Raw genomic sequence first — 22,152 nt, 5'->3', positions numbered from 1 at the left:
TAAAGTGGTGCTTTTTTGAACACCCTTTAAGTTAGCATTTAAAATTTGAATATAAAAGAGTGCTAATATTTAGAATTAAATCCTTTTGTTCATTTTGTTACATAGTGGAGTTAGGTTCTGGCATTTCTGATGGCGACCTTTGATTTCAGGCGTTAAAGACTGCTCTATGACTTGCTTTACTTCTTGCACTGAATATCTTGCTTTGGCTGGAAATCGTATGAGTGGCAGCTGGGCGCTTTCACAAGCATCGTTAATGAGTGCATCACGTTTTTGAGCCCGTTTGCTGTTGTGGCTTTTGTCGTCTAGCTCTATGGCTGCAATAAATTCCATGGTGTTGGGTTTACACAGTAAATAGTTGAAGTGCTTGGCTGAAATTCGATTGAATGCCGTTTGCCAGTTGCTACGATTTAAGCCTTTTTCAGGCGTAAGCACATCGGCAACACGCACTTTTGCAAATACACGATATTGATCTGCACAGGCGGTATCAAGAACGCCTAAAAATGAGCGTTCGGCAGGGGAGAATAATTTACTTTTTTGACGATAGCTTAACTGCTGAGGACGGTTAATAAAGGCGGTAAATAGCTTGATAAGTACGATAAATACCAATGCTAAAACGAGGTAGGTAAAATCCATTATTCATCCTTGAATTGAAAATAAGTGGTCAGAGCGAGCTAAATTTTAATCTTTGAAAGGGGCATAATGCTATCGCTTTCGAATAGATGGTCGTCCTGTATGTACTATAGCCATTTTGCTGCCAAGCTCCCAAAAGCATGCTTCATCAATATGTGGGCAACGATATCTAACTTCGTAACTCCTGTAGCCATAATCATGGCAACCAGTACGAACTAAAAATACCCCATCTTTATCACGTCCAATTCTACATACAGTTGCCTTTTTCAATGTGCGAACATACATGCCTAAATAATATTGTGTAAAGCCTTGTTCGAAATTGCTGACTATTGCATTTACTGCTTTTTCGCTAACGCCTTCTTCAATTTCAAGCTCAGTTTCTGAATGTGCTATTGGGCTGAAAAAGAGAAATAAGGTACAGAAGGTTCTTAACATCATGTAATCACATAATCCTTTAAGTGAAACAAGCGTGATTGGCTTCCTGTTGTTTTGTATGTTTTCGCTGTTGCCTTGCATTGATGTGAGGATAAATTGATTACACAACTTATCTTGTAATGGCTACGCTGATTTCGTTTTGCAGTAAGTGGGGACATACTCTAATCCCACTTAATCATAATCACACTCACTTAATTCTCTCAATCCTAATCTGAGCTATTAGTGCTTTTGTATGAGTGAGTAGTTACAGAGCCTTAGATATTGCTCTGTATACAGATTGCATCATTTGATTAAAAAGCACTCCGGCTCTATAGCATCATTTTCATAATCGTCATAAGTGTTTACACTTAGGTAAACTTCTTGACCTTCATCAACTGTAATTATTTTGATGTTGTAACCACTATAAACAGGATAAACAGGCTGTCCATAATCAATAGAATCTTCGGCATAATCCCTTAAATCAATTTCATGTCTAACTGATTGTCCAACTGAAAGTGGGAACCAATTAGAACCATAATAATGTTCTGGTTTTAAGCGTTTTGTTCTTATTGACTTCCCATCATAGTAGCCGATGGATATACCCGCATTATGAGCATCAAATAGCTCACTATCCAAAAATCTAGGGTCAACAAGTAAATCCTGATCTGACGTATTTGTATATTCGAGTATAATTTGGCCATTATCTGTACATAAAGGAAGGATATCTACAGAAATATATTTGTGGTTGTGGTCGAACACGAGAGCTTGTAGTGAACAACTGAAAAGTCCACCAAGAACAATTAATCTCTTAAAATAACTAATCATAGGTATTTACCAACTATTTATTCAAAAAAAGTACGCAAATAAGTGGGGATCCGTCAGGAGCAGAGCAAATTTTTCACTTTGTGCTTGTATGGTTCAAATGAACTGTAATCTACAAGCGAATGATTGGCTTCTTCTTCCCTGAAAGGCGTTCTCTTATTGGATTAAGAGCTTGGCCTGCGTTTGCTTTTATTGATTATACATTACGCTACTTTTTCTGTTTAATGCAATACTAAATCACATAAAAGCATTTAAAAATAATGTGTTAGTTACCATTGCTATTTCACTTGCGCACATGCGGTTTCTTTTTGTTTCTATAAGTCTTCGCTGTTGTTTTGCATCGACGTTAGGATGAATTGATTACACAACTTACCTGCTCGGCTCGGGTGCATGGCCTCCCATAATTGTTGTTCAGTTCTTACTTCAAATTAAAAAAAGAGCTTTTATTTCTCGTTTTTTATAAGAGTAAATGATGATATATTTAATGATAAAATACAGTTAACTAGCTAAATTAAAGGGACTTTAATGCTAAAGAAGCTACTTTACCATGTTGCAAAACTTCAGAATAAATTCTTTTTTGATCCCGTGGATGAGTCGCTAGGCTTTAGCCGCTTTGATGAGTTTATAGGTTACCTAAAACGTAAGCAGTGGTCTGCTTTCGAGGATGGATATAAGGCACTGGCTTATGACGAACGGCATTTATTGATGACTGCAATTCCTCAAGAGCTTAATAATCCCGACTTATTTGCTGATTGGCGCTATTACAGTCAATCGTACTTAGCGTTGCAATTTAGCGGTGCAGTAGAAATTCATAACGCATGGCTAGCACGGGGCAATACTTGGGCTGAATATATCCCAGATGACAAAATGGAGGCTTACACCCAAGGCTTTATGAAAGCTTTTGATTATTTTTCAGAAGCGATTATTGAAGGCGCTGAAGATGCTGAGCTTTATGTCGGTATTATTCAGACATTTGTAGGAGGATGCCCAAGTGAACAGGCCATTATTGATACTTTTAATAAGGTATTGGCTTTACAGGACAGGCACTTACCTGCGGCTATTTATACGCTTTCTGCATTGAGTGAACGTTGGCATGGTAGCGAAAGAAGCATGTTTAATTTTGCTTATTCTCTAGCTGAAAAAGATCCCTTTTATAATTCCATCATTCTTTGTGCTCATATTGATAAGTGGTCATACGACACTCTTGATGAAACTCCAATGGCTGCTTATTATTTTTTGGGTGACGATATTCGACAAGAAGCTCCGATTATAGAGAAAGGCGATTTATGTATTCAAGAAGGCACTAGATATTTCAGCTTACAGGCAAGTAATATATATGCTTTTGTAGGGTATAAAACTAAAATACGGCTGCTAGCTAATAAGCATCTCTTAAAAATAAGACACCTCTATACTAGTTTCCCATGGCAAGAAGAGGGTAACGTTAAAGATATTGTTAATAAAGCCAGAAGAGAAATGCGGCTTGGTGCATTAAAAAAAATCAAATAATAGAAAGTCGATTTATGAAAAAGATATGAAAAAGATAAGGACATAAGAAATAAGTGTGGGGATTCGTCAGACTCTGTCCCCACTTACACCACCTACAGCCCCCACTTACATGTATCTCCAAGGGTGCCTCATAAGATGCAAGATAAGGTAGTTTTATCTAAACGTAAACTGGTACAGGAAGAGGTAAGGGCTAGAACCCTAATGGTATTAGAAGCTGTTAAGCTAACGATGAAGTGGTGTTGAATCCTGATAAAGAGCCTGAAAATTAAGCTCGAAATGTAGCTTCAATTTTAAGAAAAGAGTCCCTACTACCTTGAAAAAAATGATAATGTGGGTATGTTATTTTATTAGTAGTCAGTTAAGAATTGTCACATAAAGAATTTTTGAAATAATTCTAAATTTATTGTTTGTTACTACTTCATATTAAAGATTGAAATACAAAACTCAAAGGAATGAGATATGTCAGCTTATGCACGCAGAGCGATAAACCAACGTGAACGTCATCAAAAAATTCAAAACGCCCTCAAAGATAATCAATATACAATGGTGCAGATGAATCCTGTAGAGTTCATAGAGTATGTCTTTTCAGTTAAGCATCTAGAAGGAATAAATCAATCTGAATCAGTCTATTGGGTAGATGATATTTTAAGCCGTAAAGGTATAATCTCTCAAAAATGGGAGCAATATAAAGCAAGAATAAAACTAGGCGCTACAGTAATCCCTATTAGTCTAGATGGAGCAACATTAGGTGCCATTGCTCTCGAGATGAAAAGAAGTGGTGATGTATTTGGTAAATATTCAATTAAATATTACCAAGGAAAGCCCAGTATAATATTTTCTGGATATTCAGGTTTAAGAAAACACTTAACAGGTACCAAATATCTGGCTAATAACCCTAAAGTGATTTCATTTGGCATTGGGAAAACTGGCGTTACTAAGGCTATAAAATCAGGATTTGTGGTTACTGTTATAATTTCCGCTACATTTTATGGTTTTGAACAGATGCTAAATGATCAAGCAACATGGCATGACTTTGTTGGCGGAATGGCTGTAGATGTAAGTATTGCAGCAGCTGCTTCTGGAATCGCATGGGGAGCCGTTGCTACCTATGTGGGCGGTGCTGCTGCAATGGCTGCAGTTGGGCCTATTTTAGCTGTAGTTGTTATTGGCACAGCTTTAGCGGTAATGACCACAGCTTTTATTGATTCAGACAGTTTAGTAAAAAAAATGGCTGACGGTTTACGTGAAATAGAACATAACTGCGAATCAGGACTCAACAATATACGCCAAGAGATCAACCAAGCTGAACGGCTTTATAATTCAGATCCTATAGGCTTTCTGTATAGGTTATTTGGTATCCCATATTTTGGTAACCAGTTTCGATGAGCAAAACATTGAAAGAGAATGAAATCAGAATTAGCCCTACGCAAGGCCTATTCTTTATTGCTGTATTACTGTTATTTATCCTTGGTTATTTCTACGGATTGATTCAAGAAATAAGTATGTTAAGCCGCATTGAGGAAGGGGCTGCCTTAGTTAAGGTTAGACCTTCAACACCGGCATTGTTAGTCATGGTTCCTGCGTTGATGGTACTCATCGCAGGGATTGTTTTACGCTTATTAAATAAAATGACAGCGAAGCGTCAGAAGGTCGGGCTTGTCATCATTTTTGCTAGTTTCCCATTATTTCTAATGACTTGGTTTATTTTTTCACTACAACTCTCTGACAGACTCGAAACACATGGTTATAGCGAGTGTGGTTGGTATTCTGGAGCGTCTTTTGGTGCCCCCCAAGTCATGGTGTTAAACGAGCAGTTTTGTATTAAAGAAGGTTACCAAGTTCGTATCGATCTTTTAGATTGGTTTGAGCAACAATATCGAACTGGAACGGAAGTCTCAGTTGAAATGGTGTCGAAAAAACAACAGCAATTATTAGATGATTTTCAGCGAAAGTTTAATTGATTATTTCATCAAAGGTCTGGCTAATTAGAAAGAGCAAACTGTTCATATTTGTGCCGTAAAAAACAATTTTTCATAGTCTACAGGTAAGTTTATCTGCTTGTTGTCTGCATTTTCAACAAACGTTCAGCAGGCTTTTTGTAAGCTCAAGCTCAACTAAATTGAAAAGGCTAGACCCATTCGGGTCTAGCCTTTTAGTCATTGTCTGTTTGTATTTGTATCATTTTCAAAGATAAGTGCTATGAGGTGGTTGGATTATTGATGCTGATTAATACCAATTTCATGGATCACTGCTCTTGCTAAATATAAAGGTCAATTTCGTATTGCCATTACTCCATTGGCACTCCCCTTGTAATATCCGTATATCGATAAATTTACTCGTATCAACAAATGCTGCTGGTTTGGTATTTGAGGATGTTTTGCGGTGTTAGAACAATAAAGCCAATTCCTGTTTGCAGTTATTGGCTTATTAAATCAAAGATTAGCTTAAAGCTTCACGTGCTAGACGGTTGACTGTTTTTATTTTTTGTTCAAATACCCACCTAAAAAAGTCAAAAGTTAATGTTTTAATTTGGTGGCCTTTATGACCTTCAAATACTAGCATATGTGCGAGTAAGCCATTAAGTTGCTCTGTGAACGTTATAGAGCGATTTATAAAATTAACCTTAATTAAGTGTGCTAAAAGGTTTATTGCCCAATATTGCGGTTGATCTTATTTTGACGATTTGTTGTGAGACTTGGCTTTGACGAAGGTAATGATATGTTGTAACATTGCGTTTTTTTAATCAGCCCTCATCGAGAAAAGCACGTGAAAAAGCATTTTCTATACTCAATACTTATCATTTCTAATGGTGCAATTGCACAAGATAATATAACCCCAACGTCAGAAAACCAAGATGACATTGAGCGTATTGAGGTGAACAGATTATGGCAGCCTTACCGAGGTAATGTGCCATTGATTGAAACGCCGCAAGCCGTAGATAGAATTAATGCAGAAACCTTACAAAACGAGGGCATTACTCGTTTTATGGATGCCTTAGATTACTCGCCAAGTGTGGTAAGACAAAACAATTCTGGCGGTATGTTTGATAGTTTTGCTATCCGTGGTTTCTCTGGTGACGAGAATAACCCAACGGGTTATTTAGTGAATGGCTTTAATTCACGTGGCTACAACGGTAATCGAAACACGGCTAACATCGAAACTATTGAAGTGATGAAAGGGCCAGGGTCAGCGTTATATGGTCAAGGTGAGCCAGGTGGTACTGTCAATATTATTACCAAAAAGCCTCAGTTTGTTGAGCAGGGTTATATTCAAGGTACTTTAGGTAATTACAATACCAAGCAAGTTGAGTTCGACCATACCAAAGGGATAAGCGATGATGTTGCTTACCGTATTAATGGTTTCTATGAAGATTCAGAGACATTCCGTGACCATGTTGATGTTGAAAGCTTAAACTTAAGCCCATCTTTATTGTGGAATATTTCTGATGCGACAAGCCTAAGCTACGAAATGGAAATCTTAGATCAAAGCAAACCATTAGATCGCGGCGTGTATGTACTAGATAACGACTTTGATTCTGTTGATACATCGGCTTTTTATGGCGACACGCGTGACGGCGCTCATGAAGTGAAAGCCTTAGGTCATCAGTTATTGTTAAACCATCAATTCAATAACCAGTGGCATTTATTAACGGGCTTAGCGTACAGAGATTCATCTTTTAAAGGCCAATCGTCTGATACAGAGCTATCTGACGGCCGACAGCTGATTTATACCAATCCAGACCTGTTATCAAGACAGCGACGAGAGCGAGATTATCAAGCGCAGGATTTTTCAGCTCGCTTTGAAGTTAGCGGCGACGTTACATTAGGCGGCGTTAAGAATAATCTATTAATCGGGTTAGATTACTATAATTTCCAACTTGATACTGATTACCGAGTGTGGAGAACGGCTTGGGGATCGGGTGATACGACTTATGCCATCGATCCGAATAATCCTGATTACACAATGGATCAACCTGAAACCTCACCAACTACTTTGACCTCTGAAGAGCAAAAAGGCTTGGGCTTTTATGCACAAGATTTGATTGAGTTAACTGATAGAGCCAAACTGTTACTTGGCTTTAGGGTAGATAAATTTAACCAACATATTTTGAATAAGATTGATAACGAATCACAAGAACAAGATCAAACAGAAGTGTCTTCTCGTTTTGGCTTTGTCTATGAGTTAGATAACAATATCAACCTATATACAAGCTATGCAGAAGGTTTCAGACCCAATCCAGGTTTAGATTCAGACAGAAACCCATTCGAGCCAGAGCAAACCAAATCGTTTGAAGTGGGCCTTAAGTGGCAAGATGTGGCGGACAGGTTTTCAGGTAGCTTAGCGCTGTATGATGCGAGTAAAACCAACATGCTAACAGCTGAGCCAGACACTGGTTTATCTGCAACGCTAGGTGAAGTAGAAAGTCAGGGCGTTGAGTTTCAATTAACCACGGCACTCACCGCCGATACCAGCATTGAACTCGCCTATGCTTATACGGATGCAAGAACTGCCAAAGACTTAATTGATAACGATTGGGGCGTGCCTATTCCTAAAGGTTCTCGCTTAATTAACGTTGCAGAGCATGTCGGTCATGTTGCATTAAGACATTACACTGACATCATGGGTAAAGAAGCTTACTTTGGTGCGACGGTAAACTATGTTGGCGATCGTTTGGGTGAGACCACTGATCCAGACTACATTTTGCCTGCATACACATTAGTGAATTTGTCAGCAGCAGTTGATCTAACGAGCCGATTTAGTCTAATGATCGATGTGAACAACTTATTTAATGAGCAGTATTTTGAAAGCTCGTATCATAAGTTGTGGACTATGCCGGGTGAGCCGATTAACTTTACGGCGAGTGTTAAGTATCAGTTCTAACTTATAGGTTAAGTAGCTACTTAACCTCAGTAAGACTGCATCAGCCGCTACTTTTTGCTACTCATTGACACCAGTCAACTCCGTGGCCAAAAGCAGCGGCTTTTTTGTCTTACTATCGGCAGTAACGCTACTCGGGTTAATTGGATAGGCACCAGCGACGCAATTTCAGGTGTTTAGCTAGTAAGACTGCATCAGCCGCTACTTTTTGCATAGCTCGAAATAAGGAGTTTGACACCAGTCAACTCCGTGGCCAAAAGCAGCGTCTTTTTTGTCTTACTATCGGCAGTAACGCTATTCGGGTTAATTGGGTAGGCACCAGCGACGCAATTTCAGGTGTTTAGCTAGTAAGACTGCATCAGCCGCTACTTTTTGCATAGCTCGAAATAAGGAGTTTGACATCAGTCAACTCCGTGGCCAAAAACAGCGGCTTTTTTGTTTTACTTTCGACATTAACACTGCTTAGGGTTGGGTTTGCCCGCGACGCAATCAATGTAAAGTTATTAATAAGCGACTGTCGAGTCGCTTTTTTCTTGGCTGGAATTTTATAAAGCTTGAGTGGGTTTATTCAGTGATAATCTGAGTAAAATTATTGCTGACAAAGTGGAATGCGAATAGTGACGGCTAGGCCGCCTAGGTCACTTTTGGAGGCGAAGATAGTGCCTTCGTGAGCTTCGATGATGTTTTGACTGATAGACAAGCCAAGGCCTGAGCCGCCTGTGCGTCTATTGCGAGACTTCTCCACTCGGTAGAGTCGTTCAAATATCTTTTCGAGTTCTTCATCTGGTACGCCAGGGGAACTGTCTTTTAATACTAGTATTAAGTTGTTTGAATTAACCGCTAGACTCAATGAAATTTGACCGGGTGCATCCGTGTATTTAATGCTGTTAGTGAGCAAGTTAGATAGCACTTGTTTGATGCGGTCTGTGTCGATATTCACCAGCGCTGTATTGGCGTTAATAGCCAGATGCCACTCAAAACCTTTGGCGCTAGCGTAGTGTTCAAATTCTTCGCCCCAGTTCATTAAGATAGGGACAAAGTCGACTTGGCTTGCTTCAAACGATAAACCATTGACATCAGACAAGGCGAGCTCGTATATATCGCTGATCAGGTGGTTTAAATCATCGATTTTAGTACCGAGTTTTTGATAACTTAAGTCAACATCATCAACCAGTTGATATTTTAGTGCATCTACCTGTAATTTGAGTGCGGTTAACGGGGTACGCAGCTCGTGAGAAACATCCGCTAGAATCTGATTTTTTTGATTTAAGGCATCTTGGTAAAGATTGGCTTTTAATATTGCCAATTTACGGCGTTGATAGAAAAAGTAAATCAGAACCGTAAACAAAAAAAGCAACACTAAGGCGATAAATATCACGCCTTGAGAGATGGTTTTATGGACCTCAGCTTCCGCTTCAACCGCTTTATTTTCTTCCTGTAATTTAGCGACTTTAATCTGTTCTTCGAGCAGGTCAATATCACGCTTATGTTTCTCGATTTCTCTAATTCTTTGCTCCGAATGAAGCTGGAGTTTTATCTTAAACGCTGACTCTAGATGCTGGTGGGCATCATCGTATTCACCTAGTTCGTGGTGAATATTACTGAGTAATTCATTGTCACTGAGTTGATGATCTAGCAGGCCAAGTTTATTTGAGATAACGAGTGATTTTTCTAGATATTGTTTTGCTCTAGGGTAATCAAAGTTTTCTAAATAATAAGCGCCTAAGTCATGCCAGACCTGCCTTAATTGATGGTCTGTTGGCGCCAGTTGGGCGGTATCTACCGCTATGGTTAAATGCTTAAAACGTTGAATATTGTCGTTAAGTTTGTTGTAGATTTTAGCCATTTGCAGGTGAGAGCGAGACAGCAATTGATTGGCAGACTCGCTTGTAAAAATAGCGATGGCTTTATCGGTGTAGTCAATTGCTTTATCAAAGTCATTGGTTTCAAGATAGATGCTGCCGATTCGGTGGTAATCGAACCCCATATCTTGAATGCTATTAAGTTGTTTATCGTAATCCAGCGCTTTGAGGTAAAAGCTCAGTGACTTGGTGTAGTCGTGAGCGCGGTAATATAATTCACCTAGGTTAAAATAGTTGCCAGCGAGTTCTTCAATGTCGTTTGTTCTTTCAAAATAGCGCATGGCTTTAATTTGATATTCTGCGGCTAACACTAAATCACCTTCTGATTCGTACAACACGCCTAGTTGGCTGAATATCTGTGCTTCACTGTTGTAGTCTTCGTTTTGCTGAAAAATCTCTAGTGCAATTAAGTAGTATTCTTTCGCTTCTTTAAGTTTCATTTGCAATCGAAGAAATACGCCAGCGAGTTGATATAAACGCCCTAGTTCTATGGCCTCAGGTAACGCGATAGGCAAGGCCTGATTGACGATGATATCAGCGGCTTTGGCATAGTTATTTTTGCGCCTTTCAAAAAATGCTGCGCTGATCAGTACTTTGATTTTAAGTTCATCGTGATAAGTGGGAAGCGCTGTAACTAACTCATTTAGTAACTGTTCCGATTTGGCTTGTTGGCCGCTTTTACGATAAATGGAGACCAATTTTAATTGAGCGCGCACAAGATCATCGCCTGTCGCGGTTTTGATGATTTCTTTAACTTGCCACTCTGCCTTTTTAGATGATGACGTAATGTCATTTAGTTGAGCTTCGATATCAGAGGTGGAGATAGGCTGACCTTGTGCTTGCACAATACTGATACTGTGAATACAGCCAACAACCAGCAGCACTTTAATGAATAAACTTAAAGTGCTGCTGATGAGTTGGATAGTGCTTGTTTTAGCGAAGACAGAAGCGATAGCCTGCTCCATAAACCGATTCTATAGGATTTTCAGTAATGCCAGCCTCTTTAAACTTATTGCGAATTTTTTTTACGTGACTGTCGATCGTTCTATCTGTGATATGACGATATTGAGGGTAGGCCAGATCTAATATTTCATCGCGTGAATAGATCCTGTCAGGTTTGTTATATAGCAGTGAAAATAAGCTTGCCTCAAGAGTAGATAGCTCGACCTTTTTGTCTTGATAAACCACTTTGCCTTTTTCTGGGTCGACGGTGAGCTTTGAAAAGCTAACCGTTCCGTGAGTGCGGGCTAACAGTGATTTTGAGCGGAGGATAAGTTCCATCGTGTCAAAAGGTTTGCACAGATAGTCATCAGCACCCGTGCTAAGGCCAATATTTTTATCAGATTGATTGACCTTGGCGGTGAGCATGATGATGGGCACATTGCTAAATTGCCTTATTTCTTCACAGCATTCTATCCCTGTTTTATTGGGTAGCATGATATCTAAGACGATAAGGTCAGGTTGGTATGTTGAAACCGCTTGAATCACATTAGCACCATCATCAATATGAAGCGTTTCTAAGTTATGGTGGTGATAAAATAATGCCAAGCTTTCGGCAATATCAAGATCATCTTCAACAATTAAAATTTTTTGTTTTTCTTGTGTTTCGTTCATGTGGTATACCGCAGCTGGTCGTTCCTTGTTCCAGCACTACCCCTTTTAGTTATTACAAAACAGCTAAGTATTGTAAAACGTCCATGGCTATTACAAGTTTAGATTTCATTCTCCCATAGTAAATAACTTATTGCTATCTTGTTGATTTGTTGTGTCACCATCTTCTTTTGCGGTAATAAAGAAGATGGCGACGTTGTTAAGGCGAGCCGCTAGGTTTTATGCAGGTCTGTCGGCTTGCCTTAGCTTATTTGTACTTTCTTATTTGTACCTTCTGCGACTGAAGCTGATTAGCATCAATAACATAAACCAAATACCAAAGGCACCACCACTGCTCGAGTTTGACTCTGGCTCAGGCTCGGGCTGCGTAGGTTCTTCAGTTTCTACCTCAGTTTTATTGGTAACGGTTAAACTGGTTGTTACTGAATAACTGAGTTCGCCATCAGATACCGTGACTTGAACCTCAATCACTTCATCAGTGCTGACTGCTGGTGTTGTCAGAGTCAGTTGATTGGTTGTTTGATTTTCAAGTATCACAGCTGGGCCTGATAACTGCTGCCATTGATAACTCAGTGAGTCATCCTCTGCATCACTACCGACAGCTATCAGGGTAATACTGCTGTTTTCTTCAACTTCACTGTTGTGGCTCTCAAGCACTAGTGATGGCGCAGTATTCACAGGAGGTGTACCTGTTTGCACGGTAACCACACCGGGATCTTCAATTGAGCCATTGGCGAGACCGTCGATATCGTTAGGACCACCGTCTTCAATGAGTAATCGAATACAGTTGTTACCTTCGACTAATCCTTGCGCCGAGGCCTGAGCATAAGTTGCATCATTAACAAGTGGGCAGTTACCGTTTTCATCCGCCAATGCAGAGCTGATGTTGTTATTGGCATCAACAACAAAGCTATACCAGCCTAGTGATGGGTTGTACTTACGGTATATAGCATCAGCTGGTAATGTTTGACCTTCTGCTAATGGAATCACTACTGCAACAGATTCACCTTGCTCACTTAATCCATTAACGATGAAGTTATAAACAGGCGTGATAGTCTCAAAATACGCATCTTGAGGATCGGCATCGCCAGCTTGTAATAACGCGATTAAGTCTTCAATTGAAAAGCTTGCTGAATCTGCGGTAATACCAAGTCGAGACACAAACAATCCAAGCGTCATTGATAAGCCGTCTTCGGTGTGAGCTGGCTCTGCATCGTTCTGCGTCGGTAAGCGGGTGTCGTTAGCATCATTATCTAAATAATCAGCAATACCGTCACCATCACTATCAGCATATCCTTCATCACTATCTGGGATACCATCATTATCTGAGTCAACATCATTGCCTAACGCTGGCAAGTCGGCAATCACCAATTGCGCCGTGCGAGAGACTGAGAAGACATCAGAAGTATTGGTTTCAGTAGCAATAGCATTAACTTGATAAACACCAGACTGCAATAAGCTTGGGTCTATTTCGAATGTCATTAGGTTTTCGTCAATGGCAGCATCAACGAGTCCATCAATACTTGACCAGGTGAGGTTGTGAGTATCGTTTTGGTTAATATCACGCACATTTGCAGTGATGGTAACCATGCCATTATTGGCATCGATAACACTAATTACTCGGCCATTTTGACGCAGAGTAAGGTTCATTCTAGGCGCAACATTTCGTTCTATCAGGGTTAATTCAGTTATGTTGGCATCACCAATAAATGCATTTACACCATAATCTAACTGAAGCTGTAATTGATCTTCGTTAGTCACGCTTTCAGGAATCGCTATGTCGAGCTGCCCAACTTGACCTGCTTCAATATCTGCAACCAGTTGATTATTAACAAACCCATTAACGAGTAAGCTATATGAAATCTGCACTGGGTAGTTCGCCGCTTCACCATTTAAGTAAGCATTAATAGTGTATTCGCCGCCAGCTTCAACAGGGCGCTGAGAAGGCAAGGTTAGCATTGGCACAATGTCGAGATTAAATGACGATACAGCCATATTACCAAGGGCATCAGTTGCTTCTACTTCGACAATATGACTTCCTGAAGTCAGTAAAGTGTCACCCATAATATTTACACTTATGTCACCGTCGACCAAGTCAGTTGCAGATAGCGACATTAAGTTGGCAATATTAGTTAAACGCCCCTGAGCGTTAATTGACATATCGATTAAATCGTCAAAGCTTGGCGCTGTAGTGTCTACAATGGTGATAACTTGTTCAGCACTTGAATGGTTGCCTGACATATCAGTCGCAGTCCAAGTGATGACATGCTCACCTAAGCTAAAGGTGAAGTTATCCGTATCCACTGTTAGTTCAGGTGAAGCATCGTTATCATCCACCACTGATGGCTGAGGTACTTGCACTTGAGTTAACTCACCTGTTGCTTCAAATGTCATACTTTCAACATGACTAATCAAAGGTGCTTGTGTGTCTGAGTCATTAGGATCTAGCGGGTTAGGGTCATTTGCATCAATAACACCATCACCATCATCGTCATTATCAGAATTGTTACCAATACCGTCGTTATCCGTATCTAACGTTTCAGTTGGATCCGTTGGGAACGCATCCGCGTTATCACCGACGCCGTCGTTATCCGTATCTACCGTTTCAGAGGCGTCGTTCGGGAAAGCATCCGCGTTATCACCCACGCCGTCGTTATCTGAATCTAATGTTTCAGAGGCGTCATTCGGGAATGCATCAGCGGTATCACCGACACCGTCGTTATCAGTATCTACCGTTTCTGATGCGTCATTCGGGAATGCGTCTGCATTGTCACCAACGCCGTCATTATCTGAATCTACCGTTTCAGAGGCGTCATTCGGGAAAGCATCCGTGTTATCACCAACACCGTCGTTATCAGTATCTACCGTTTCAGAGGCGTCATTTGGGAAAGCATCCGCGTTGTCACCCACGCCGTCGTTATCTGAATCTACCGTTTCAGAGGCTTCATTTGGGAAAGCATCCGAGTTGTCACCCACGCCGTCGTTATCTGAATCTACCGTTTCAGAGGCGTCATTTGGGAAAGCATCCGCGTTGTCACCGACACCATCGTTATCAGTATCTACCGTTTCAGAGGCGTCATTCGGGAATGCATCCGCGTTATCACCAATGCCGTCGTTATCCGTATCTAAGGTTTCTGATGCGTCATTCGGGAATGCGTCTGCATTGTCACCTACACCGTCGTTATCCGTATCTAAGGTTTCTGATGCGTCATTCGGGAAGGCATCTGCATTGTCACCGACACCGTCGTTATCCGTATCTAAGGTTTCAGATGCGTCATTCGGGAAAGCATCTGCATTATCACCGACACTGTCGTTATCTGAATCTAACCACTCATTACTGTCGTAAGGAAAGGCATCTGATTGGTCACCATAGCCATCGTTGTCAGAGTCGATACTTTCGTTTGAGTCAAATGGGAAAGCATCCGCGTTGTCACCGACACCGTCGTTATCTGAATCTAACGTTTCAGTTGGGTCAAGAGGGAAGGCATCGCTGATGTCTTCAACGCCATCAGCGTCATCATCGAGATCATTAGCGTTGGTTAAGCCATCTCCGTCTAGGTCAAAGTCATTAAGCATGTTGACTAGGTGAATGCCAAAACCATTCCAGTCAGAACCGGCGATTAACAAGTTACCATCGTCTTGAAGGATTAATTTGATTGGGTCGTAATCTTGTACATCTAAGCGAACATAGCCTACGGTATTGAATTGACTATCTAATTCACCATTTTCAGTAAAGCGAACAACGTGGGCATAATCAGCCGTTACACCACTCAATACGAGTATACGGCCGTCACGTTGAATCTGAATATCTTGAATATTCCAGACGCTAACATCTTCGTCAAAATCGTTGGCCGAATAACCATTGTCTGCAAATGTGCTGTCAAGTTGGCCATCAACAATTTTCAGCACACTGAGTCGTTTAGCAACGTTTGATGTTGTACCCGCAGCGTAAACATTGCCTTCTGCGTCTTTAGCTAATTTAATAGAACGGGCAAACATATCGCTATCAAGTGCGAGCTCGCCATCCGTACCAAAGCTAGTATCAATGTTGCCATCAACGTCAATTTTGGTCAGATAGAAAGTGCGATCTTGTTTCTGCATTGCTAACACTTGGCTATCATCATCAAGCACTAACGCATCTATGAAAAAGACGTAACTACCAAGTTCAGTAGCACCAATAGATAAACTACCCGCATCACCAAAGCTGGTATCAAAAGTGCCGTCACTGCTGAGCTTATGTGCGAAGTTTTGGTAGGTGTACTTACCGTAAATTACCGTGCTGCCATCAGATAAAGTTGAGGCAACATCAACACCACGAGTAATGAAGCCATCTTCATTATCGTAAATACCCGTTTCATTGAAGCTAGTATCTAAAGCACCAGTTGCATCATACTGAGCGATAAATACTTGATTGTCTTTATCACCTGCGACTTTAATACCGCTTTTATTTGTTAGTGCTAGTTTAAAGTGAGTTGCTAGACCTTGATTTAATGCATAAAGAACGCCGCTTTCAGCAAAGTCTGTGTTAATGCCACCTGAATTATCCATATCAATGATTACACCGCTATCATCAGTATGGGCGTCGTAATATGCACTACCGACAAGGTACAGACCATTATCGTGAGCAATGGCGTCAGTAATATAAATTTCTCTATCGCCGTTATGCACATAAGCTGAAGCAATACCGTTTAAGCCATAAGTAGTGACTAAGTCACCGGCATCATCGTTATCAGCATTGTTACCAACACCATCAGCATCGGTATCGTATTGTTCATTACGATCATTAGGGAAGGCGTCTGCGTTATCACCTACGCCATCGTTATCAGTATCTAGCCATTCATTACTGTCATAAGGGAAGGCATCTGATTGGTCACCATAGCCGTCGTTGTCTGAGTCAACACTTTCGTTTGCATCTTCAGGGAAGGCATCTTCACTATCTGGCACACCATCAAAGTCATGATCGTAAGGATTCGCCATGGCTATCGTGGCGACAAGATGGTCAGTCTCATCATCTTCTCCTGCAAAAATCACGCTATGGTTGTCTAGCTTGGTTGCAAAATCGATGGAAATATCTTCGCTATAAACGGCTCTAGCATAACCTGAGCCATAAAAGCGCGTATCAAGTTGACCATCACTGGTTACCTGTACGAGTTGTGTACCATAATTATTGCCCCTGTAATTAAATTTACTGGCAATTAATAATGTGCCATTAGCTTGTTCAAATACGTTAAGTGCTTCAAAGCTTGATAACTCTTCAGTGAAGCTAAAGTAGCCATTAAGACCAAAACTGGTATCTATTTCACCTTCTGCCGTATACATAACCAAATGAAGACCAGCTTCATTATTATAATTGCCGTCGAATAGGATGATATAGCGGCCATCGGCTAACTGGATAACGTCGTTATAGCTTACCTCTGGGTTTAATAAGCCATCTTCGCCAAAGTCAGTATTCAATTCACCTGATGGGCTAATTTCAATAAAACGTAAATTACTATTTATGGAAAAAGCAATCAGAATATTACCATTAGCTTGTTCGAAAAAATGCCTAACGGATTCAACGTTATAATTACCAGCATAGTTGAAGGTGAGCTTACCATTGATACCAAAAGTCTCATCTAAGATGGCATCAGCGGTTAATTTTTCGATGTAAAATTTAGTGTTTGAACCGTCACTCTGGCTACCAATGTAGAATTCATTTTGACTTGTTTGGTATACAATCGGGGCATGTCTTTTGCTGCCGGTTGCATAATAAAACCCAGGGTTAGCTTCAGTAGAGAAAACGCTAGTATCGAGCTGACCGTCAGAGGTGATAGCCGCGATGGTCGCATTGCTTCCGTAGTAGCTTACACCTGCTAAATAACCACCGTTGCTGATCTTAATGATATTTTCTATGTAGGTGCCAATGTCATCTTCACTACCGGAATAAATACCATCATCACTAAAGCTGTTATCTAGCTCACTGGTGGCGTTAATTCGACCAATTGCGCCATAATCTTCATCTGAGTATTCATCATAATAATAACCTGTCAGTAATAACTGATTACCGTCTTGAGCAATACCATGTAGTTCAAAGTCATCAGTTGAGCCATCATTTAAGTCATAGTAGGACACTTCACCATGATTAAAGTTTTCATCTAAGACGTTAACATAATCGTCTGCATCATTAAGTTCGGTACCTTGTTGTAATTCATCAATATTGATAATACCGTCCCCATCAAGATCAGCGAAAGCGTCGCTGTCATCTAGAGGATCTAATCCATAAAGAAGCTCATCGCTATCAGAAATGCCGTCGCCATCATCATCAAGGTCGCTGTTGTTACCAACACCATCAGCATCGGTATCGTATTGTTCATTACGATCATTTGGAAAGGCGTCTGCGTTATCACCCAGGCCATCGTTATCAGAATCTAGGTATTCAGTCGCATCGTCATCAAATGCATCTTCAAACGCCCAATAGCCATCTGCATCAGCATCGCGGTATAAATTGCCACTTAATAATAATGCAGGATATTGTTCTGACGTGCCGAAATCCCAGTTGGCTGAAGACCAGTCATTTGTATAAGCGGTACTGTTACAATTAACATCAACAGGTGTTGTAGGGCATTGCAGTTCTTCAGATGTATAACCCGCGCCTGAATTGTTGAATGTGCTCGATATGCCAGTTGCTTCGGTATCCCAAAGGGCATACACAACAGATAATGTATTTGATGCGCTGTAACCTAAAAGGCCACCTGTATCAGTATTTTGATCATCATTGGTGTTAATAGCACCATATGCCAAGACTCGCTCAAATGTTGAGTCTGCATTTAAGTCACCTGCGATACCACCAATAATCGAGTCACCTAACAGTGAAACATTAGCGTATGAGTCAACCACCTCTGTCGCACCATCAATATCACCAATTAAACCACCTAGAATCTTGGGGGCAGTAATGCTGCCTTGGGCAAACACTCGAGTTAACACGCTTGTGCCTTCAACTTTACCGATAAGACCGCCTGCGACTTCAATATCTGTCTCAATGCCGGCTTCATCAATCAGGGTAATATCTACAATCGCGTAACTATCGTTAATAGTGACACTTTCAGCATCACCAATTAAGCCGCCTGCAGACGTCACGGCCTGAATATCGCCTTCAAAACTCACGTTATCTAAGGTGTTGGTCCCTGATAATTGACCAAACAAACCACCGGTATCAGAACCTGCGTCATCAGTAATAGAAATCGACGTGATATTACCTTGTGCATGAACTTGATCCGCATCTAAGTTATAAAGTCGACCTGCAACTAAACCGCTGTCATCATTACCAAGGATGGTACCTTGCACGTTAATATTGCTCAGCACCGCTGAATCATCGCTGCTGTTTCGGGCAATTAAGAATGCTGAGTTGTTCAAGCCTGTGACGCTAGTTAAATCACCGTCGATATTAATATTCGTGACACTCACCGTGGCTACATAACCCAATAGTGCTTGATAGTCTTCATCTGGGCGATTGATAAATAGGTTATGAATGGTGAAACCATTACCGTTGAAGTTTGCAGCAAAGCGGTCATCAGAAGTACCAATAGGCTGCCAACCTTCACCTGCGTTATAGTAGGTTTCATCTGACAGATCGCCGTCAGAATTAGTATCGAAGTCTAAATCTGTGGTTAATTCGTAACCTATGCAACCTGTACCGTCAGTTAAACCGGCACAACCTGCGGTAACACCACTTAAGCTATTACCTGCTAAGTCATCACGCATCGCGTGTAACTGGGCCAATGTTGAGATTTCAATTAAGCCATCATCGTCAATATCAACATCGTGCGCAGCAGTTGATCCTGTCGCATCAAATGGGTATAGATCTGATTCATTGGCAACATTGTCACCATCAATATCAGGATCTGAATTATCACCAATTAAATCGCCGTCAGTATCTGACCATTCTGTTGGATCATTAGGAAAAGCATCAGCATTGTCACCGACATTATCGTTATCAGTATCTGACCATTCTGTGGCGTCATCAGGGAAAGCGTCTAATGAATCTGGAACGCCATCATTATCTCTATCGTGAAAAGCAACACCGTTGATAATAGGTGAAGGGTACTGACTAGATGTACCAAAATCCCAATAGGCTTCATCCCAATTGACATAGATACCAACGTTAGCAACCGGAGTTTGTAATTCAGCGGTTGTATAGCCTGTACCTGAGCCGCTTGTGTCCAAATTGCTAGCTTCGGTATCCCAGTATGAATTTGTCACTGTGCCAAGTGCAGAGCCTGTTAGCCCGCCTTTATTAAATGCCTGCTTAGCAGAGCCTGTTGAGAAGCTATTTGTGATGGTTGACGATGAAGAAGCAACGCTGCCAATTAAGCCGCCCACTGCATTATTCGCCTCGGCTCTAGCATGAGAGGCGACATTAGTGACGTCTGCACTTGAAAGGTTACCAATAAAACCGCCGCCGACAGTGCCAGAGGTAATGACAGAGCCATTGACTAGACAGTTTTCAACGCTACCATTTACGAGCTCTCCTGCAAATGCACCAGCATCACCTTGTCCTGTTACATCAACAGTGGCTAAACATTGCTTAACCGTTGCTTGGCTCGCACGAGCAGCAATACCGCCGGCATAAGCCCCAGATTGATTGCTTTGTACTGTTCCGGTAAATGAGATGTTAGCCATGACACTTGGGCTGCTACCATAGATGTAACCAACTAGGCCGGCAACGTAATAACCGCTAGCTGTTACCTGACCATTAACATGAAGGTTTTCGATAGTGGTATTTTCAGCATGACCGAATAAGCCAAGACTGTCGTCATCGCCTGTTAAAGACGTATTGTTGATGTACAGGTTTGCAATCGTGAAATGATTACCGTCAAACGTACCAGTAAAAGGTGCAGCGAGGGTGCCAATAGGTGTCCAACCTTCACCCGTATTGTAGGTGTCGTTCTTAACACCATCATCATTTTCATCAAAATCTAAGTTAGTGGTTAACTCATAACCAAAACAAGCAATAATGTCGTCGTTATTACCACAACCTGTTGTGTTCTCACTAATACCGTTGTCATAAGCTGTGCCCGCTAAGTTATTACGGATATTGTTGAATTGCTCAAGGCTATTGATTTCGATTAACCCATTGCCATCAATGTCCACATCAACTGCGTCGGCTACACCATCATCGTCAGAGTCGATTCCACTGGCTTTTACAGGTGAGGTTAAACTAATAACACCAAAGACAGTGGTTAACAGAAGGGATAATTTGAACTGCATAATTGACACCAAGGTTATAATTATTTTGAAAAAATGTTGGGTTATTTTGATTGTATTTAACAAATGAGGAAGAAATAAGGAACAAATATGCAAGTTGGTTGTATTTTAACTTTTTAACACCACATGAATCTGTGTTGTCCATGGGAGCAAGCGCGTTTTTATAGGGAAGAGCAATTGTGACAGGAGTCAATGAACAGGAAAATATGAACGATGTTAAAGGGCAAAATCAGTTAAATAGAGGGGCAATTAAGTCAACGAAAGAAAGGGGGATTCAGCTAGGCTTGGGTAAGCTCTAGTTACTTTTTTGTTTAGAAATTGCCAGCTTAAGGCTTGATTAGCTTATATGTTTGTTTAATTTGGACGTTGACACAAGCGTTAAGCAATCGTTGGGCTCACGAGGTAATAGCCTCGTTAACCCTTATACAGTTATTATCAATGTAACGAGGTCATCACTGTTTTTTAGTATGACTGGCAGAATGCTACCTTGTGAAGAATTAGCCTTTCTCGCTTGGATTAGCACAGTCATTACAGAGGCACTGTAATTCTATTTGAGAGTTAAGAAGCTGAAAGTCGGCTTGGTTAATACTTTCTTTTAATGCTTCGATTACACTGGTTTGAATGCCTTTTTCTGCAACTTTGCCACAGCTTTTGCAGATTAAAAACTGCGGGACTTGATGCTCATGAGTACAAGTGATGTGTGAGCAAGCAAGGTATTTGTTTTCTGATGATAGTTTATGAACCAATGCCAATTCACTCAATATATCCAGCATTCGGTAAACAGACATTGGCGCTAATGATTCATTATGAGTCGTGCGATATATATCGACAATTTCATAAGCAGATAATGGCTTACTAGAATCAAGTAACACACCTAATACATTTTTTCTTTTCGCTGTAAGTTTAACGCCTTTGTTGTGACATATTTGTTCTGCCTTAGCAAAAATTTCAGCGTTATTAGTAGTAGACATAGTTCAGCTCAAGAGAAATCATAATTGGCGTTATTATTTATTGTCGTGATGACATTGTAAATGATAAAGAGTGAAACATTGCTTCTAAAGCACAACCAGAATCGAAATTGTGTGAGCAGATTAACTGATATCGACTTAATCGGCGTAAGATCAATGTTCAAAACAGAGGCTAAAAATACGAAAGGCTTAAGGATATGCTAATTGAAAAATGGCAA

General features: G+C 40.7%; 11 protein-coding genes. 4 read left to right on the top strand and 7 right to left on the bottom strand.

Features of this window, described 5'->3' with window-relative positions; genetic code table 11:
- Positions 1-75: 75 nt before the first annotated feature.
- From AN944_RS00280 to AN944_RS00270, 3 genes are all read right to left on the bottom strand, one after another.
- Positions 76-633 carry a DUF2726 domain-containing protein gene (locus AN944_RS00280; RefSeq protein ID WP_082419815.1) on the bottom strand — a complete coding sequence of 186 codons (558 nt, stop codon included), beginning with the start codon at positions 631-633 and terminating at the stop codon, positions 76-78.
- 69 nt (positions 634-702) lie between these two features.
- Complete coding sequence (locus AN944_RS00275; protein WP_055022582.1) at positions 703-1,068, bottom strand: hypothetical protein; 366 nt, start codon at positions 1,066-1,068, stop codon at positions 703-705.
- 279 nt (positions 1,069-1,347) lie between these two features.
- A complete protein-coding gene (locus AN944_RS00270) occupies positions 1,348-1,869 on the bottom strand; it encodes a hypothetical protein (protein WP_055022581.1) in 522 nt (173 codons plus the stop codon).
- Between the two features lie 522 nt (positions 1,870-2,391).
- On the opposite strand from AN944_RS00270, the gene AN944_RS00265 reads away from it, so the two are divergent.
- The 4 genes from AN944_RS00265 (at position 2,392) to AN944_RS00250 (ending at position 8,253) form a co-directional block, all read left to right on the top strand.
- Complete coding sequence (locus tag AN944_RS00265; protein ID WP_055022580.1) at positions 2,392-3,372, top strand: hypothetical protein; 981 nt, start codon at positions 2,392-2,394, stop codon at positions 3,370-3,372.
- A 459-nt stretch (positions 3,373-3,831) separates the two neighbouring features.
- Complete coding sequence (locus AN944_RS00260) at positions 3,832-4,758, top strand: hypothetical protein (protein ID WP_055022579.1); 927 nt, start codon at positions 3,832-3,834, stop codon at positions 4,756-4,758.
- Positions 4,755-5,333: a hypothetical protein gene (locus AN944_RS00255; RefSeq protein ID WP_055022578.1), complete on the top strand. Its 579-nt coding sequence runs from the start codon at positions 4,755-4,757 to the stop codon at positions 5,331-5,333. The genes AN944_RS00260 and AN944_RS00255 overlap by 4 nt, the downstream gene beginning before the upstream one ends.
- A gap of 805 nt (positions 5,334-6,138) precedes the next feature.
- Positions 6,139-8,253 (top strand): TonB-dependent siderophore receptor, encoded by a 2,115-nt coding sequence (locus AN944_RS00250; RefSeq protein WP_055022577.1) that lies wholly within the window; start codon positions 6,139-6,141, stop codon positions 8,251-8,253.
- A gap of 586 nt (positions 8,254-8,839) precedes the next feature.
- Here AN944_RS00250 and AN944_RS00245 read toward each other — a convergent pair.
- The 4 genes from AN944_RS00245 to AN944_RS00230 all read right to left on the bottom strand — a co-directional run bounded on the left by AN944_RS00245 (position 8,840) and on the right by AN944_RS00230 (position 21,937).
- Positions 8,840-11,077: a tetratricopeptide repeat protein gene (locus AN944_RS00245; RefSeq protein ID WP_055022576.1), complete on the bottom strand. Its 2,238-nt coding sequence runs from the start codon at positions 11,075-11,077 to the stop codon at positions 8,840-8,842.
- On the bottom strand, positions 11,046-11,726 hold the full coding sequence (locus AN944_RS00240; protein ID WP_055022575.1) for a response regulator: 681 nt from the start codon (positions 11,724-11,726) through the stop codon (positions 11,046-11,048). The genes AN944_RS00245 and AN944_RS00240 overlap by 32 nt, the downstream gene beginning before the upstream one ends.
- A 258-nt stretch (positions 11,727-11,984) precedes the next feature.
- On the bottom strand, positions 11,985-20,969 hold the full coding sequence (locus AN944_RS00235) for a choice-of-anchor U domain-containing protein (protein WP_055022574.1): 8,985 nt from the start codon (positions 20,967-20,969) through the stop codon (positions 11,985-11,987).
- A gap of 494 nt (positions 20,970-21,463) precedes the next feature.
- Entirely contained in the window at positions 21,464-21,937 is a 474-nt protein-coding gene (locus tag AN944_RS00230; protein ID WP_055022573.1) for a Fur family transcriptional regulator, read from the bottom strand.
- Between the last annotated feature and the right edge of the window lie 215 nt (positions 21,938-22,152).

Source organism: Shewanella sp. P1-14-1, assembly GCF_001401775.1.
Classification (GTDB): domain Bacteria; phylum Pseudomonadota; class Gammaproteobacteria; order Enterobacterales; family Shewanellaceae; genus Shewanella; species Shewanella japonica.
Note: the sequence above shows the minus strand (reverse complement) of the source record. Positions and strands in the feature narration are given on the sequence as shown.